General features: G+C 70.6%; 12 protein-coding genes. 7 read left to right on the top strand and 5 right to left on the bottom strand.

All coding sequences use genetic code 11. From position 1 onward, the window contains the following. The first annotated feature begins 8 nt into the window (after positions 1-8). The gene (locus tag KXR53_RS16310) at positions 9-1,727 is read left to right on the top strand and encodes a calcium-binding protein (RefSeq protein ID WP_437376284.1); all 1,719 of its coding nucleotides are present in this window, start codon (positions 9-11) and stop codon (positions 1,725-1,727) included. A 245-nt stretch (positions 1,728-1,972) separates the two neighbouring features. Next, positions 1,973-2,104 carry an SEC-C metal-binding domain-containing protein gene (locus KXR53_RS16305; protein ID WP_437376428.1) on the top strand — a complete coding sequence of 44 codons (132 nt, stop codon included), beginning with the start codon at positions 1,973-1,975 and terminating at the stop codon, positions 2,102-2,104. 41 nt (positions 2,105-2,145) lie between these two features. Here the strand turns inward: KXR53_RS16305 and KXR53_RS16300 are convergent, their stop codons facing one another. Then, complete coding sequence (locus KXR53_RS16300) at positions 2,146-2,313, bottom strand: YqaE/Pmp3 family membrane protein (RefSeq protein WP_081991824.1); 168 nt, start codon at positions 2,311-2,313, stop codon at positions 2,146-2,148. A gap of 197 nt (positions 2,314-2,510) precedes the next feature. Between KXR53_RS16300 and KXR53_RS16295 the strand changes: the two genes are divergently transcribed. The 4 genes from KXR53_RS16295 (at position 2,511) to KXR53_RS16280 (ending at position 6,825) form a co-directional block, all read left to right on the top strand. After that, positions 2,511-3,314 (top strand): transporter substrate-binding domain-containing protein, encoded by an 804-nt coding sequence (locus KXR53_RS16295; protein ID WP_437376283.1) that lies wholly within the window; start codon positions 2,511-2,513, stop codon positions 3,312-3,314. A gap of 19 nt (positions 3,315-3,333) precedes the next feature. Further along, positions 3,334-4,002: an amino acid ABC transporter permease gene (locus KXR53_RS16290; RefSeq protein WP_437376282.1), complete on the top strand. Its 669-nt coding sequence runs from the start codon at positions 3,334-3,336 to the stop codon at positions 4,000-4,002. Continuing rightward, positions 3,999-4,652, top strand: a complete 654-nt coding sequence (locus KXR53_RS16285; protein ID WP_437376281.1) for an amino acid ABC transporter permease — start codon at positions 3,999-4,001, stop codon at positions 4,650-4,652. Before KXR53_RS16290 ends, KXR53_RS16285 begins: the two co-directional genes overlap by 4 nt. A gap of 73 nt (positions 4,653-4,725) precedes the next feature. Next, on the top strand, positions 4,726-6,825 hold the full coding sequence (locus KXR53_RS16280; protein WP_437376280.1) for a mechanosensitive ion channel family protein: 2,100 nt from the start codon (positions 4,726-4,728) through the stop codon (positions 6,823-6,825). 373 nt (positions 6,826-7,198) lie between these two features. Here KXR53_RS16280 and KXR53_RS16275 read toward each other — a convergent pair whose 3' ends face one another. From KXR53_RS16275 to KXR53_RS16260, 4 genes are all read right to left on the bottom strand, one after another. Then, the gene (locus tag KXR53_RS16275) at positions 7,199-8,170 is read right to left on the bottom strand and encodes a substrate-binding domain-containing protein (RefSeq protein WP_437376279.1); all 972 of its coding nucleotides are present in this window, start codon (positions 8,168-8,170) and stop codon (positions 7,199-7,201) included. Then, positions 8,167-9,483 (bottom strand): ABC transporter permease, encoded by a 1,317-nt coding sequence (locus KXR53_RS16270; RefSeq protein WP_437376278.1) that lies wholly within the window; start codon positions 9,481-9,483, stop codon positions 8,167-8,169. Before KXR53_RS16270 ends, KXR53_RS16275 begins: the two co-directional genes overlap by 4 nt. Then, on the bottom strand, positions 9,480-11,030 hold the full coding sequence (locus KXR53_RS16265) for a sugar ABC transporter ATP-binding protein (protein ID WP_437376277.1): 1,551 nt from the start codon (positions 11,028-11,030) through the stop codon (positions 9,480-9,482). Before KXR53_RS16265 ends, KXR53_RS16270 begins: the two co-directional genes overlap by 4 nt. 104 nt (positions 11,031-11,134) lie before the next feature. Beyond that, the gene (locus KXR53_RS16260; RefSeq protein ID WP_437376276.1) at positions 11,135-12,214 is read right to left on the bottom strand and encodes a LacI family DNA-binding transcriptional regulator; all 1,080 of its coding nucleotides are present in this window, start codon (positions 12,212-12,214) and stop codon (positions 11,135-11,137) included. Between the two features lie 109 nt (positions 12,215-12,323). On the opposite strand from KXR53_RS16260, the gene KXR53_RS16255 reads away from it, so the two are divergent. Beyond that, positions 12,324-13,421, top strand: a complete 1,098-nt coding sequence (locus KXR53_RS16255; RefSeq protein WP_437376275.1) for an MBL fold metallo-hydrolase — start codon at positions 12,324-12,326, stop codon at positions 13,419-13,421. Positions 13,422-13,663 lie beyond the last annotated feature (242 nt).

The following is a 13,663-nucleotide window of genomic DNA, read 5'->3' as shown; positions in this document are numbered from 1 at the left end:
ATCGATTCATGGCCATCATTGACGGCGACGACAACGCCAACAACCTGTTCGGCACGGACGAGGCCGACACCATCAACGCCAAAGGCGGCAACGACGTCGTGGTCGGCAAGAGAGGCGACGACACCGCCTTTCTGGGTGCGGGCAACGACGTGTTCGGCTGGGCGCCGGGCGATGGCAGCGACACGGTCGACGGCGAGGCGGGCACGGACACGCTCGCCTTCCTCGGCGCGGGTGTCGACGAGAACATCCAGATCTTCGCCAATGCCGGAAAGGCGATCTTCTTCCGCGACATCGCCACGGTGACCATGACCCTGGATAATGTCGAGCGGATCCAGTTCCAGGCGCTCGGCGGGTCGGACCTGATCGCCCTCAACAACCTGGCCGGCACCGATGTCAAGCAGGTGGCGATCGATCTCGCGGGGGTGGCGGGCGGCACCGCCGGCGACGGCGTGACGGACACGGTGACCATCAACGGCGCCGCGGCCGGTGCCGCCGACGTGATCACGCTGTCGCAGACCGGCACGGGAGCGGCCGCGACCGTGGTGGTGAACGGCTTGGCGGCGCAGACCACGATCGCGCATTTCGATGCGGGCGATCACCTGATCATCGACGGGCTCGGCGGCAACGACCGGATCGATGCGCGGGCGCTGCCGCAATCGATGGTCCTGGTCCTCAACGGCGGCGAAGGGAACGACACGCTGGCCGGAAGCGCCGGGGCGGATCTGCTGCTCGGCGGCGCCGGCAACGATGTCGTGATCGGGGCCAGGGGCGACGACACCGCCTTCCTCGGCGCCGGCGACGACACCTTCTTCTGGGCCCCGGGCGAGGGCAGCGACACGGTCGAGGGCGGCTTCGGCACCGACGATCTGAGCTTCCTGGGCGCCGGCGCCGCCGAGACGGTCGATATCCTGGCCAATTTCGGGCGCACGACCTTCTTCCGCGATATCGCCTCGATCAACATGGACCTGAACGATGTCGAGCGCATCCAGTTCACCGCGCTCGGCGGGGCCGACAAGGTCACGGTCCATGATCTGACCGGGACCGAGACCACCCGCGTCGGCATCGATCTGGCCGGGGCCCCGGGCGGCACCACCGGCGACGGCGCGGTCGATGCGGTGACCGTGGAGGGCACCGCCGGCGCCGACAAGATCTCGCTCTCGTCCTCCGGTACGGCGATCGGCATCGGCGGGCTGAAGGCGACGGTCTCGATCCAGCATTCGGAAGCCGCCGACCTGCTGACGGTCGCCGCCGGCGCCGGCAACGACGTGATCCACGCCGGGGCGGTGGCGGCCGGCAAGATCAGCCTGACGCTCGACGGCGGGCTGGGCGACGACAAGCTGGTCGGCAGTGCCGGGAACGACATCCTTCGCGGCGGCGCCGGCACCGACACCCAGACCGGCGGCGCCGGGGCCGACCGGTTCGCGTTCACCACGCCGTCGGACAGCGTGTTCGGGCCGGGCGCCGACAAGATCCTCGATTTCAGCAAAGCCCAGCATGACAGGATCGACCTGTCGGCGATCGACGCCAATATCGGCGCGGCGGGCGACCAGGCGTTCCACTTCATCGGCACGGATCTCTACACCCATACCGCCGGCCAACTGCGCTATGCCTTCACCTCGCCCACGACCACCACGATCGCCGGAGACGTCAACGGCGACGGCGCCTCCGACTTCCACATCGTGCTCAACGGCCATGTTGCCCTGACGGCGGCGGACTTCGCGCTGTAACCGGGGGGAGGCCGGGCGCTTGGGCCTCGCGCTCGAGCGCCCGGTGCTGGCGCGGCGGCGGCGTTCCTGCTATCGACCGCGGCCGTCCGGCATCCGGACGGCCTCGCGACAGAGGAGGTTATCATGCGCAAGGATCGCTTCGACGCCCCCTACTGCTTTTGAGCCGCTGAGCAAGCGCCGGAGGGGCTTTCAATTCCGAGACCCAGGTCGGCCGGGGCGACCGGGTCGTCCATGGCGACAAGGAGCTGGTCGAGAAGCTGGGCCGCCGGGATCTCTGCCCCTGCGGCTCGGGCCGCAGCTTTCAGGCGCTGCTGCCTGAAGGGCAAGCGCTTCGACGGGGTGATGCGGAAGCACTATGTCCGCGACTGACCCCCTGACCGATCGACGCCCGCCAGCCTGCGCTGGCGGGCGTTGCCGCTCAATGCGGCGGGTGGATCGACAGGATGTAGAGGGCGTGGATGATGCCGGGAATCCAGCCCAGGATCGTCAGGATGATGTTGAGCCGCAGCTCGTCGCCCGCGCCGATGTCGAGATAGACGGCCAGCGGCGGGCAGAGAAAGGCGAGGATGTACAGCAGAGTGGTCAACAGTCTGTCCTGATCGTGGATCCCGCCTCTCCCTAACCTCCCCGGGCGGACCGGACAATGCCGGGTGCGTAACGATTTGTTGCGGTCTGTTTCGCCGGACGCTTCCCGGCTTGGTACGGGCGCATCCTGGCACGCCGCTTGCTGATCCCGGGGCCCGGATGGCGCGGCGGTCGCGCCGGCAGGATGGGAAGCAGGTGATGTCGTTGCTGCATTGGGGGAAGGGGCTGGTCTGCGGCCTGATGGTCGCCATCGGGCTGGCCGGGGCGGCGCAGCCCGCCGCGGCCGAGGCGCTGGACGATGTTCTGGCCGCCGGGGTGATCCGCATCGCCGTGCCGCAGGACTTCCCGCCCTTCGGCTCGGCCGGGCCCGACCTGCAACCGCAGGGCTATGACATCGACATGGCCAACCTGATTGCCCAGGATTTGGGCGTGAAGGTCGAGCTGGTGCCCGTCACCAGTGCAAACCGCCTGCCTTATCTGCAGACCCACAAGGTCGACCTGATCATCTCCAGCCTCGGCAGGAACGCCGAGCGGGAGAAGGTGATCGACTTCACCAGCGCCTATGCGCCGTTCTTCTCCGGCGTGTTCGGCCCCGCCGATTCGACGGTGGCAAAGGCCGAGGACCTGTCCGGCAAGACCATCGGCGTCACCCGCGGCGCGCTGGAGGACCTGGCGATCTCCAAGATCGCGCCGGCCGACGCCGATATCGAGCGGTTCGAGGACAACAACACCACCATCGCCGCCTTCCTGTCCGGCCAGACCGAGCTGATCGCGACCGGCAACGTCGTCGCCGCCGCGATCCTGGCGCGCGACCCGGCGGTGCGGCCGGAGCCGAAATTCATCCTCAGCCAGTCGCCGTGCTTCATCGGCCTGAACAAGGGCGAGCCGAAGCTGCTGGCCAAGGTCAACGCCATCATCGCCGCGGCGAAGCAGGACGGCCGGCTGGACGCGATCAGCCGGAAGTGGCTCGGCGCGGCCCTGCCGGGCGACCTGCCGATCTGAGCCGCGGGATCCGGTTCCGTTGACCTTTCACTTCGCCGACCTCCTCGGCTATGGCGGGCTGATCCTGCAGGGGATCGGCCTGACCATCCTGCTCACCCTCGCCGCCATCGCCGGCGGGCTGGCGCTGGGCATGCTCGGGGCGCTCGGCCGCCGCTCGCGCCGTGCGCCGGTCCGCCTCATTGTCGGCGCCTATGTCGAGCTGATCCGCAACACGCCCTTCATCGTGCAGCTCTTCTTCGTCTTCTTCGGCCTGCCACGCCTCGGGCTGCGGCTCGGCAGCGTCGAGGCGGCCCTCTTGGCGATGATCGTCAATCTCGGCGGCTATGCGACCGAGATCGTGCGCGCCGGGCTCGATGGCGTCGGCCGCGGCCTGTGGGAGGCCGGGGCCAGCCTCGGCCTGTCGCGCTGGCGCACCTTCCGGCTGGTGATCCTGATCCCGGCGCTGGAGAAGGTGTACCCCTCGCTGACCGGCCAGTTCGTCATCATCATGCTCGGTTCCTCGGTCGTGTCGCAGATCGCGGTGCGCGACCTGACCTTCGCCGGCAGCTTCATCCAGTCCCGCACCTTCCTCAGCTTCGAGACCTATCTCGTGGTCGGCGCGATCTACCTGCTGCTCGCCATCGTCCTGCGCCGGCTGTCGGACCGGCTGGCCCGGCGGCTGTTCCGCCATCGGCAGGTGGCCGCATGACCGGCTTCACCACCTGGGACATCCTGCGCAACCTGCTGCTGGCGGCGCGCTGGACCGCGGCCCTCAGCCTGATCGCCTTCCTCGGCGGCTTCCTGCTCGGCGCCGGCCTGCTGCTGCTGCGCCTGTCGGGGCGGCGCTGGGCCCGGCACGCGACCCGGCTCTACGTCCAGCTGTTCCAGGGCACGCCGCTCTTGATCCAGCTGTTCCTCTGCTTCTTCGGCCTGGCGCTGCTCGGCCTCGACTTGCCGCCGCTCGCCGCCGCCGCGGTGGCGCTGACCCTCTACGCCGCCGCCTTCCTGTCCGAAATCTGGCGCGGCGCGGTCGAAAGCGTGCCGCGCGGCCAGTGGGAGGCGGCGCGGGCCCTGGCCCTGACCTGGCCGCAGCAGCTGCGCCTGGTAATCCTGCCGCAGGCGCTGCGTGTCGCCATCGCGCCGACCGTGGGGTTCCTGGTGCAGGTGGTGAAGGGCACGGCGCTGGCCTCGGTGATCGGCTTCGTCGAGCTGACCAAGGCCGGCACCATCATCGTCAACGCCACCTTCGATTCCGCCCGCACTTATGGCCTGGTCGCACTGCTGTACTTCGCGCTGTGCTACCCGATCGCGCTGGCGGCGACGGCCTTGGAGCGGCGGCTGGCCCGTCCTGGGCGTTAGATCCCGGCGCGACGCCCGTTGCCACCGGCCGCGCGGCGCGACAGCATGCGGGGCAGGGGACGGGGAGGGACGGATGGGCTGGTTCCGGGGCTTGTTGATCGCGGTGCTGGTCCTGCTCGGCGTGCCGGCCTGGGCGCAGCAGGCGCCGCCCGCCGCGCCGGTGGAGCAGGCCCCGCCGGCCTCCGTGCAGCAGCTGCTCGATTTGCTGCGCAACCCCGAGGTGCAGGGCTGGCTGGCGCAGCGGCAGACGCAGCCGGCACCGGCCGCCGCGGCGCCGGCGTCATCGTCCGGTATGGACGAGATCGACATGATGCGGGTGCAGACCCGCAGCAAGCTGCACTGGTATGCCGCGACCGCGCGCGACCTGCCCGGCATCCTGGCCGCGGTCGGCGCCCGGATCGGCGAGGCGCTGGCCGAGATCGGCGTGCTCGGCCTCATCCTGGCCGTCGCCGGCTTCGTCGGGATCGGCATCCTGGCCGAACTCCTGTTCCGGCGCCTGACCGCCCCGATCCGCCACCGGCTGATCCACGCACCGGGGGTCGGGATCGGCGAACACCTTGCCGTCTTCGCCGCCCGCCTGGTCTTCGCCGTCGGCAACGTCGTCGCCTTCGCCGTCGGCAGCCTCGGCATCTTCCTCGCCTTCTCCTGGCCGCACGGCTTCCAGCATCTGGTGCTGGCCCTGCTCGCCATCGTCCTGGTCGCCCGGCTGGTGCAGGCGGTGCTCCGGCTCGGCCTCGCCCCCGGCCGGCCGGACCTGCGTCTGATCGCGGTGGCGGAGACGGTGATCCCGGTCATCATGCGCTGGCTGATCGCGATCCCGACGGTGATGATCGGCGGCGTGTTCCTGGCCCGGCTGATGCGCCGGCTGGACGCGCCGGAGGATGCGGCGCTGATGATCCGCGAGCTGACCTCCTTCCTGGTGCTGGCCCTGGTCGTCGCTTTCGTCTGGCGCCGCCGGGCCTGGACCGATGAGCCGGGCATCAAGGACGACCTCGCGCGCTGGCTGGTCACGGTGGCGATGGCCGCCGCCGCCGTCCTGGTCGCCCTCGGCGCCGCCCGGGCCGCGGTCACCGTGTTCGTGCTGGCGCTGCTGCCCTGGGGGCTGCGCCAGATCCGCGAGGCGGCGCGGTCGGTGGCGTCACCGGATTCGATCGAAGGCAAGGACCGGCCGCTGGCCATGCTGGTGGAGCGCACGGCCCAGGCGCTGGTCCTTCTCGCCGTGCTCGGCTTCCTGGTGCATCGCTGGGGTTTCGATTCGATGCACGCGATGATGATGGCAACCGAGCCGGGCGTGATGGTGCTGCGCGCCGCGCTGCGCATCGTGCTGACGCTGATCGTGATCGACCTGCTGTGGCATCTCGGCCGGGCCGTGATCGACCACCAGCTGAGCCGGTCGACCGCGACGATGTCGGCGACCGACGCCGCCCATCAGTCGCGGCTGCGCACGCTGCTGCCGCTGTTCCGCAACGCCTATTTCGTCACCCTGGCCACGGTCGCGGTGCTGGTGGTGCTGTCCTCGCTCGGCATCGATATCGGGCCGCTCCTGGCCGGCGCCGGCGTGATCGGGCTCGCCATCGGCTTCGGCGCCCAGACCCTGGTGAAGGACATCGTCTCCGGCGTCTTCTTCCTGCTCGAGGACGCGTTCCGGGTCGGCGAATATGTCGAGATCGGCAACCTCAAGGGCACGGTCGAGGCGATCTCGATCCGCTCGCTCAAGCTGCGCCATCAGCGCGGCGCCTTGCAGACCGTGCCCTTCGGCGAGGCCCGGGCGATGACCAATCTCAGCCGCGACTGGGTGGTGATGAAGCTGGAGTTCCGGGTGCCCTTCGACACCGATGTCGATCAGGTGAAGAAGATCGTGAAGAAGATCGGCGCCGAGATCGCGGCCGATCCGGAGCTGGGGCCGCATCTGATCGACCCGCCGAAATCCCAAGGCGTGCGCCAGATCGAGGAGTTCAACATGGTGATCGGCGTCAAGTTCATGGCGCGGCCCGGCGAGCAGTTCCTGATCCGGCGGCGGCTGTACCAGCGCATCCTCGAGGAGTTCGACGCCGCCGGCATCCATCTCGCCCGCCGCGACGTGGTGGTGCGCAGCCACGAAGGCGGCGAGGTCGATCCGGCGCTGGCCGCCGCCGCCATCGCCGCAACCGGCAGCGGCCCGGCGCAGGGCTGACGGAGCCGGCGCCCGCACCTCTCTTTTTTCCTCCCCCTCCCGCAAGGGGACTACGGCATTCACACATCTCTCGGGCGCACTCCGATTGCCTCTCCCGCTTGCGGGAGAGGTCGGAGCCGCGCCAGCGGCTCCGGGTGAGGGCCGACGGCCGCGATCCCAGAACCAAGGCTTCAGAATCGTGAGCGGATCATCCGCTCGCTTGCGGCAATGCTGTTCTCTCGGCGAGACCGTGACGGCCCCTCACCCGGTCTCGCTTCGCGAGCCCGACCTCTCCCGCAAGCGGAGAGGCAATCTGCTCTCGCGTCCCAAGCCTGTCCTGCCGATCCGCAGATGTGTGAATGCCGTAGCGCAAGGGGAGGGGGAGGATGAACTATCACATCAGCCCGTTCTGCTTCAGGATCTCCGGCGCGTTCTCCTTGGTGATGGTCATGGTCGGCAGGACGATCGTCTTCTCGACCTTCTCGCCCTTCAGCAGCTTCACCGCCTGGCGCAGGCCTTCGGCGCCGGGGGTGGGATAAAGGAAGGTCGCCGCCAGCTCGCCCTTGTTGACCCAGACCACGCCCTCGTTCGGCAGCCCGTCGACGCCGACGAACTTGATCTCCTTCTCGCGGCCGACGTCCTTGGCGGCGAGATAGGCGCCATAGGCCATCGGGTCGTTGTGGCCGTAGACCAGGTCGATCTTCTCGAAGTTGCGCAGCGCCGTGGCCATGATGTCGTAGGCCAGGTTCTGCTTCCAGTCGGCCGACTGCTTGTCCAGCAGGTATTTCAGCCCGGGCTCCTTGTCGGCGACGGAATGGAAGCCGTTCGACCGGTCATGCGCCGGCTGGGTGCCGAGGCCGCCCCAGATCTCGACGACGTTGCCGGCCGCCTTGCCCGGCCCGCCCAGCGCCTTGACCACGAAGTCGCCGACCGCCTTGCCGATCACCACATTGTCGCCGCCGATGAACTGGGTGTAGCGGTCGGTGTCGACATTGCGGTCCAGCACGAAGACCGGGATCTTGGCGTCGATCGCCTTCTCCACCACCCCGGTCAGCCCGGCCGATTCCTTGGGCGAGATCAGGAGGGCGTCGACCTCCTGCCGGATGAAGTTCTCGACATCGGCGACCTGCTTCTCGGTCCGGTCCTCGGCATCGGCGATCAGCAGCTCCACCTCCGGATGCTTCTCGGCCTCGGCCTTGATGTCCTTGTTGAACTGGACGCGCCAGGGCTCCAGCGTCGTCGCCTGGGAGAAGCCGATGCGCCACTTGGCGGCGGCCCGGGCCGAGGTCCAGCCGGCGGGCAGATGCAGGGTGACGCCGGCGCCCAGCGCCAGCGCGGTCGTTTTCAACAGATCGCGACGGTTCATGGTTGCGTTCCTTCCCGATGGATCAGCGACGATCCTTGTTGGCCCGCCGCCTCGCTCCGGGCGGCGGGGGCCTGCCGGGCTGCGCGCGCCGTGCGGAACGGCGCCAGCAGATCGGCCAGGTTGCGCTCCTGCAGCAGCACGGTGACGACGATGATCGCCCCCTTGAACACCAGCTGCAGGTTGGAGTTGATGTTGTGGAGCTGCAGGATGTTCGACAGCAGCCCGAAGATCAGGACACCGACCAGGGTGCCGGCCAGGGCGCCGCGTCCGCCCATCAGGCTGGTGCCGCCGATGACGACGGCGGCGATGGCGTCCAGCTCCAGCCCCGCCCCGGCATCCGGCTTGCCCTGGCGGTACTGGGCGACATAGAGGATGCCGGCCAGGGTCGCGAGCATGCCGGAGAAGGCGTAGGCCGCGATCTTCACCCGGTCGACCGGGATGCCGGACAGCCGCGCCGCCTCCTCATTGCCGCCGATGGCGTAGACGTAGCGGCCGAACACGGTCAGGCGCAGCAGCACCGCGAAGACCGCGACCGCGGCCAGGAAGAACAGGCCCGGCACCGGCAGCACGCCCCACAGCATGCTGCGCAGCAGCTCGATGTCCTCGGTGGCGTTGGTGCCGGCATAGACCGGCAGCACGGCGCTGTCCTGGCCCGCGGTCAGGCGCGACAGGCCCAGCATGCCGACCATCATGGCGAGCGTGACGATGAAGGGCTGCAGCCGCCCGGCGACGATGATGGCGCCGCTGACCGCGCCAACCATCAGGCCGGCGCAGGGCACGGCCACCAACAGGGCCGGGACGCCGAACTTGGTGCCGACCTGCGGCACCAGCCACGCGGCCACCAGCGCCGCCAGGGCAAGGCCGGCGGCGCCGGGCACCCAGCTGTCGCGCAGCGGATCGCGCAATGCCTGCCGCCGGGCGCCGACCGGCCCCTCCCTGTGCCTGAGGCCGCGGCCGAGGAAGCGGACCAAGAGGAAGGCGGCGGCGAAGGCGACCACGATGGCGGCTGGGACGGCGACGGTGGCGGAGCTGGTCCAGCCGTCCTTGGTCAGCAGCGTCGCCGTCAGCACCGTGCCGAAGGCCATCACCGACCCGACCGACAGGTCGATGCCGGCGATCAGGATCACCACGGTCATGCCGACGGCGACCAGGCCGGTGATCGACACCTGGCGCAGCACGTCGGTCAGGTTGCCGTAGGACAGGAAGATGTTGCGGCCGCTGCCGGAGACCGGCGAGAAGGCGATGCCGATCAGGAGGATGACCAGCAGGCCCCAGTACAGCTTGGTGCGGGACAGCAGGCGAAGCACGGTCATGACACGGCCTCGGGCATGATCTGGGCGGTTCGGGCGGCGCGGGGGGCGGCGAGGTCCATGATGGCCTCCTGGCTGGCCTCGGCGCGGGACAGGAGACCGGTCTGCCAGCCCTCGCACATCACCAGGATGCGGTCGGCGAGCAGCAGCAGCTCCGGCAGCTCGGAGGAGACGAGGAGGATGGCGATGCCCTGGTCGGCCAGGGCGAAGATCAGGTCGTAGATCTCCTTCTTGGCGCCGATGTCGATGCCGCGGGTCGGCTCGTCCAGCAGCAGCACGCGCGGGGCGGTGGCCAGCCATTTGCCGATCACCACCTTCTGCTGGTTGCCGCCGGACAGGCGCCCGGCCGGCTGCTGCGGCCCGGTGCAGCGCACGGAGAGGCGGCCGATGGTGCCGCGCGCCAGCTCCGCCTCGCGCCCGAAGCGGCGCAGGCCGAGACGCGCCAGCACGGAGAGCGAGGGCAGGGCGAGGTTGTCGCGGATCGAGGCGCCGAGCAGCAGGCCGGTCGCCTTGCGGTCCTCGGTCACCAGCGCCAGGCCGTGGCGCTTGGCGGTCCGCGGATCATCGATCGCCACCGGCGCGCCGTCGATCCGGACGGTGCCGCCGCGGCGGCCGCGGGCGGAGCCGAAGATGGTCTCCAGGATCTCGCTGCGGCCGGCGCCGAGAAGCCCGGCGATGCCCAGGATCTCGCCGGCCTGCAGGTCGAAGCCGACGCCGTCCAGCACCCGGCGCCAGCCGCCGCGCCGTCCCGGCACCTCCAGCGACAGGTCGCGCACGCTCAGCACCGGCCGTCCGCCGGCGCCGCCGCGCCCGGCCGGATGTTCGGCCGCGGCCAGCTCGCGGCCGACCATATGGGCGATGATCCGCTCCCGCGACAGCTCGGCGATCGGGGCGGTGACGATATGGCGGCCGTCGCGCAGGATGGTGACGCGGTCGGCCAGCTCCATCACCTCGTCCATGCGGTGCGAGATGTAGACGACGGCGACGCCGTCGCGCGCCAGCTGCCGCACCACCGCGAACAGGGTGGCGCATTCCGCCGGCGACAGGGCGGAGGTCGGCTCGTCCATGATCAGGATGCGGGTGTCGAGCGACAGCGCCTTGGCGATCTCGACCAGCTGCTGCTCGCCGACCCTGAGACTCCCCACCCGCGCATCCGGGTCGACGGCGATGCCGAGGCGGCGGATCAGCCGCGCCGCCGCGTCGCGCAGGGCCGGCCCGTCGACGAAGATGCCGCCGCGCAGCGGCTCGCGGCCCAGGAAGATGTTCTCGGCCACGGTCATCCCCGGCACCAGGTTCAGCTCCTGGTGGATGATGGCGATGCCGGCCTCCTCGGCGTCGCGCACCCCGGCGAACAGGCGCGGCACGCCGTCGACCAGGATGGTGCCGTTATAGTCGCCGTAAATCCCGGCCAGGATCTTCATCAGGGTCGATTTGCCGGCCCCGTTCTCTCCCATCAGCGCATGGATCTCGCCCGGGATCACGGCCAGGTCGACGCCGTGCAGCACCGTCACCCCGGTGAAGGCCTTGCCGATGCCGACGGCCTCGAGCACCGGCGATGCTATGGCCGGTCGCTTACTCTCTGCGGCTGAACTCGACACGCATTCCCCCCAACCCTTATGCCGGCGGCTTCGTGGCGGCCGCCCGGTGCGACGGCTCAGGGCGGCCCGGCCGCCCCTTCCGTCGCCTGTTTGAAAGCTTTCATCCCTCGGCGCGCCGCGGCCTTGCCTGGCGGCGCGGCCGTGGTCTCGCGCACGATCAGCGGCGCCGGCAGGCGGATATGCTCCGCCGGCCGGTCCGGCGCCTCGAAGGCGGCGGTCAGGATCCGCCAGGCATGGCCGGCCAGCGCCTCGGTCGGCTGGCGCATGGCGCTGACGAAGGGGCGCAGCACGGTCAGCCAGGCGAAATCGTCGAAGGCCAGCAGCGACAGGTCCTGCGGGATCGACAGGCCGGCATCCTGCACCGCCCGCAGCACGCCGAGGGTGGCGACGTTGCTGCCGGTGAAGACCGCGGTCGGCCGGTCCGGTGCCGCCAGCACCGGCAGCACGCCGGCCCGGGTCTCCTCCTCGGTCATGCCGGGCAGCAGCACGCGGGCATGCTTCTCCAGTCCCGCGGCGCGCATGGCCGCCAGGAAGCCGTCGATGCGGGCGGTGCTGTTCCACAGCCGGGTCGTGTTGATGACGAAGGCGATGTCTCGGTGGCCGAGGCCCAGCAGATGCTCGGTGCCCAGCCGGGTGGCCGCGGCGTTGTCGACGGCGACGGAGGGGAAGCGGTCCTTGGCCCCGACGCGGTCCAGCACCACCACCGGGATGCGGTGGTGCCGCATCTCGCGCTCGGTCGCCGACCAGTCACGGGTCGGGACGATGATCAGCCCGTCGACCCGCCGCGACAGCAGCGCCCGTACCCGCTCGTGCTCGCGCTCCGGATCCTCGCGCGAGGTGACGATGATCACCTCGTAGCTCTGCGACAGGGCGATGTTCTCGAGATGCTCGACCAGTTCGTTGAACACGATGTTGAGCACGTCTGGCACCACCAGGCCGATGGTACGCGTGCGCTGGCGGCGCAGCCCGGCGGCCAGGCTGTTCGGGCGGTAGCCGAGCGCCTCGGCCGCCTCCAGCACCCGCTGGCGGCTCTCGGCGGCGACCCCAGCCTTGCCGTTGAACGCGTTGGACGCCGTGCCGAGCGACACCCCGGCCCGCGACGCGACCTCCCGGATCGTCGTCTTCCGCTGCGACATGGCATCACTATGAAACGTTTCATTCGGGAGTCAAGACAGCCGTGCGAAGGCGGGGATGGCGTCTCGCGCCGATGCCGTCTAGGCAGGAGACGGCGATCTGGAGGGGCCGATGGCGGCGAGCGTGCGGGCGATCTCGGGGGTCGGGGGCAAGGGCCCGGCCTGCTTCCTGGTGCAGGCGCCGGGAATGCGGCTGCTGCTCGACTGCGGCGCCGGGCCGGACGGGGGCATGCGGCCCGACCTGTCCGGCCTCGGCCGGATCGACGCCATCCTGGTCAGCCACGCCCATCCGGACCATGTCGAGGCGCTGCCGGAAGCGGCGGAGCGCTTCGGCCCGGTGCCGGTCTACGCCACCCCGCCGGTGCTGGCGGCGCTGCCCGAAGGATCGCCGGCCGACCGCCGGCCGCTGGCCCTCGGCCGCAACCGGCTGCCTGGCGGCCTCGCCGTCACCTGCGGTCGCTCCGGCCACGCACCGGGCGGGGTGTGGCTGCATCTCGCCCTGGGCGGCGGGCTGTTCTATGCCGGCGACATGGGGTTCGACTCGGTGGTGTTCGCCGTCGATGCCGAGCCGCCGCCGGCGCGGGTCGCGATCCTCGACGCCTCCTATGGCGACGACGACACGGCGCATGAGGAACGGCTGGCCGCCTTCGGCCCGGCCTTCGCCGCCAAGCGGTCGCTGCTGCTGGCCCCGGCCGGCGGGCGCGGGCCGGAGATCGCGCTGGCCGCGGCGGCCGCGAACGGCCGAAAGCCGGCGGTGTGCGACGCCAATCGCGCGATGATCGACCGGCTGATCGCCGACCCGGCCTGGCTGCGGCCCGGAGTCGCGACCATGCTCGGCTCCCTGCGCAGCCGGATCGAGCCGATCGGGTCCCTCGAGCCGCCGCCGGAGCGGCCGATCATCGCCGCCAAGCCGAATGCCACCGGCGGCGCCGCCAAGCCGCTGCTGGAGGGCTGGGGGACGGAGGACGGCCCGGTGGTCGCCACCGGCTATCTCGCCGCCGGCACCCCGGCGCGCCGGGCGGTGGAGGCGGGCCGCGCGCTCGCGCTGCGCTGGCCGGTGCATCCGCGGCTGTCGCAGAACGCGGCGCTGGCCCGGGCGCTCGGGGCCGAGGTGGTGGTGCCGGCCTTCGGCGACGCCCGCCACCGCGCCGCCTGGGCCAACGCCTTTGCGCCGGCCCGCATTGTCCTCGACGAGATCGTGGAGATTTGACCTGTGCGGGTCATACCAGTGGCCTTGAGATCGACTCTTTGGTCCCCTTCCCGTCATGGCGAGGCGCGTTGCGCCGTGGCCATCCAGGGGCCGGTGCGAGCCGCCCTGGATGGCCACGCCCTCCAATTGGACGTAAGGGCGGGGCTCGCCATGACGGGTCAATATTTTCACGCCGTTGGTATCAGGACTCGAAGAGATTCTGGCGTTTCCGGATCTGTTCGATATCACTCAGCAGCAAGCCG

The organism is Inquilinus limosus, from assembly GCF_051487185.1.
GTDB classification, from domain to species: domain Bacteria; phylum Pseudomonadota; class Alphaproteobacteria; order DSM-16000; family Inquilinaceae; genus Inquilinus; species Inquilinus limosus_F.
Note: the sequence above shows the minus strand (reverse complement) of the source record. Positions and strands in the feature narration are given on the sequence as shown.

Excerpts from the sequence above, each read along its gene's own strand:
- KXR53_RS16255 (WP_437376275.1), top strand. The coding sequence starts at position 12,324 with ATGGCGGCGAGCGTGCGGGCGATCTCGGGGGTCGGGGGCAAGGGCCCG.
- KXR53_RS16260 (WP_437376276.1), bottom strand. The coding sequence starts at position 12,214 with ATGTCGCAGCGGAAGACGACGATCCGGGAGGTCGCGTCGCGGGCCGGG.
- KXR53_RS16270 (WP_437376278.1), bottom strand. The coding sequence starts at position 9,483 with ATGACCGTGCTTCGCCTGCTGTCCCGCACCAAGCTGTACTGGGGCCTG.
- KXR53_RS16310 (WP_437376284.1), top strand. The coding sequence starts at position 9 with ATGGCCATCATTGACGGCGACGACAACGCCAACAACCTGTTCGGCACG.
- KXR53_RS16280 (WP_437376280.1), top strand. The coding sequence starts at position 4,726 with ATGGGCTGGTTCCGGGGCTTGTTGATCGCGGTGCTGGTCCTGCTCGGC.
- KXR53_RS16295 (WP_437376283.1), top strand. The coding sequence starts at position 2,511 with ATGTCGTTGCTGCATTGGGGGAAGGGGCTGGTCTGCGGCCTGATGGTC.
- KXR53_RS16285 (WP_437376281.1), top strand. The coding sequence starts at position 3,999 with ATGACCGGCTTCACCACCTGGGACATCCTGCGCAACCTGCTGCTGGCG.
- KXR53_RS16275 (WP_437376279.1), bottom strand. The coding sequence starts at position 8,170 with ATGAACCGTCGCGATCTGTTGAAAACGACCGCGCTGGCGCTGGGCGCC.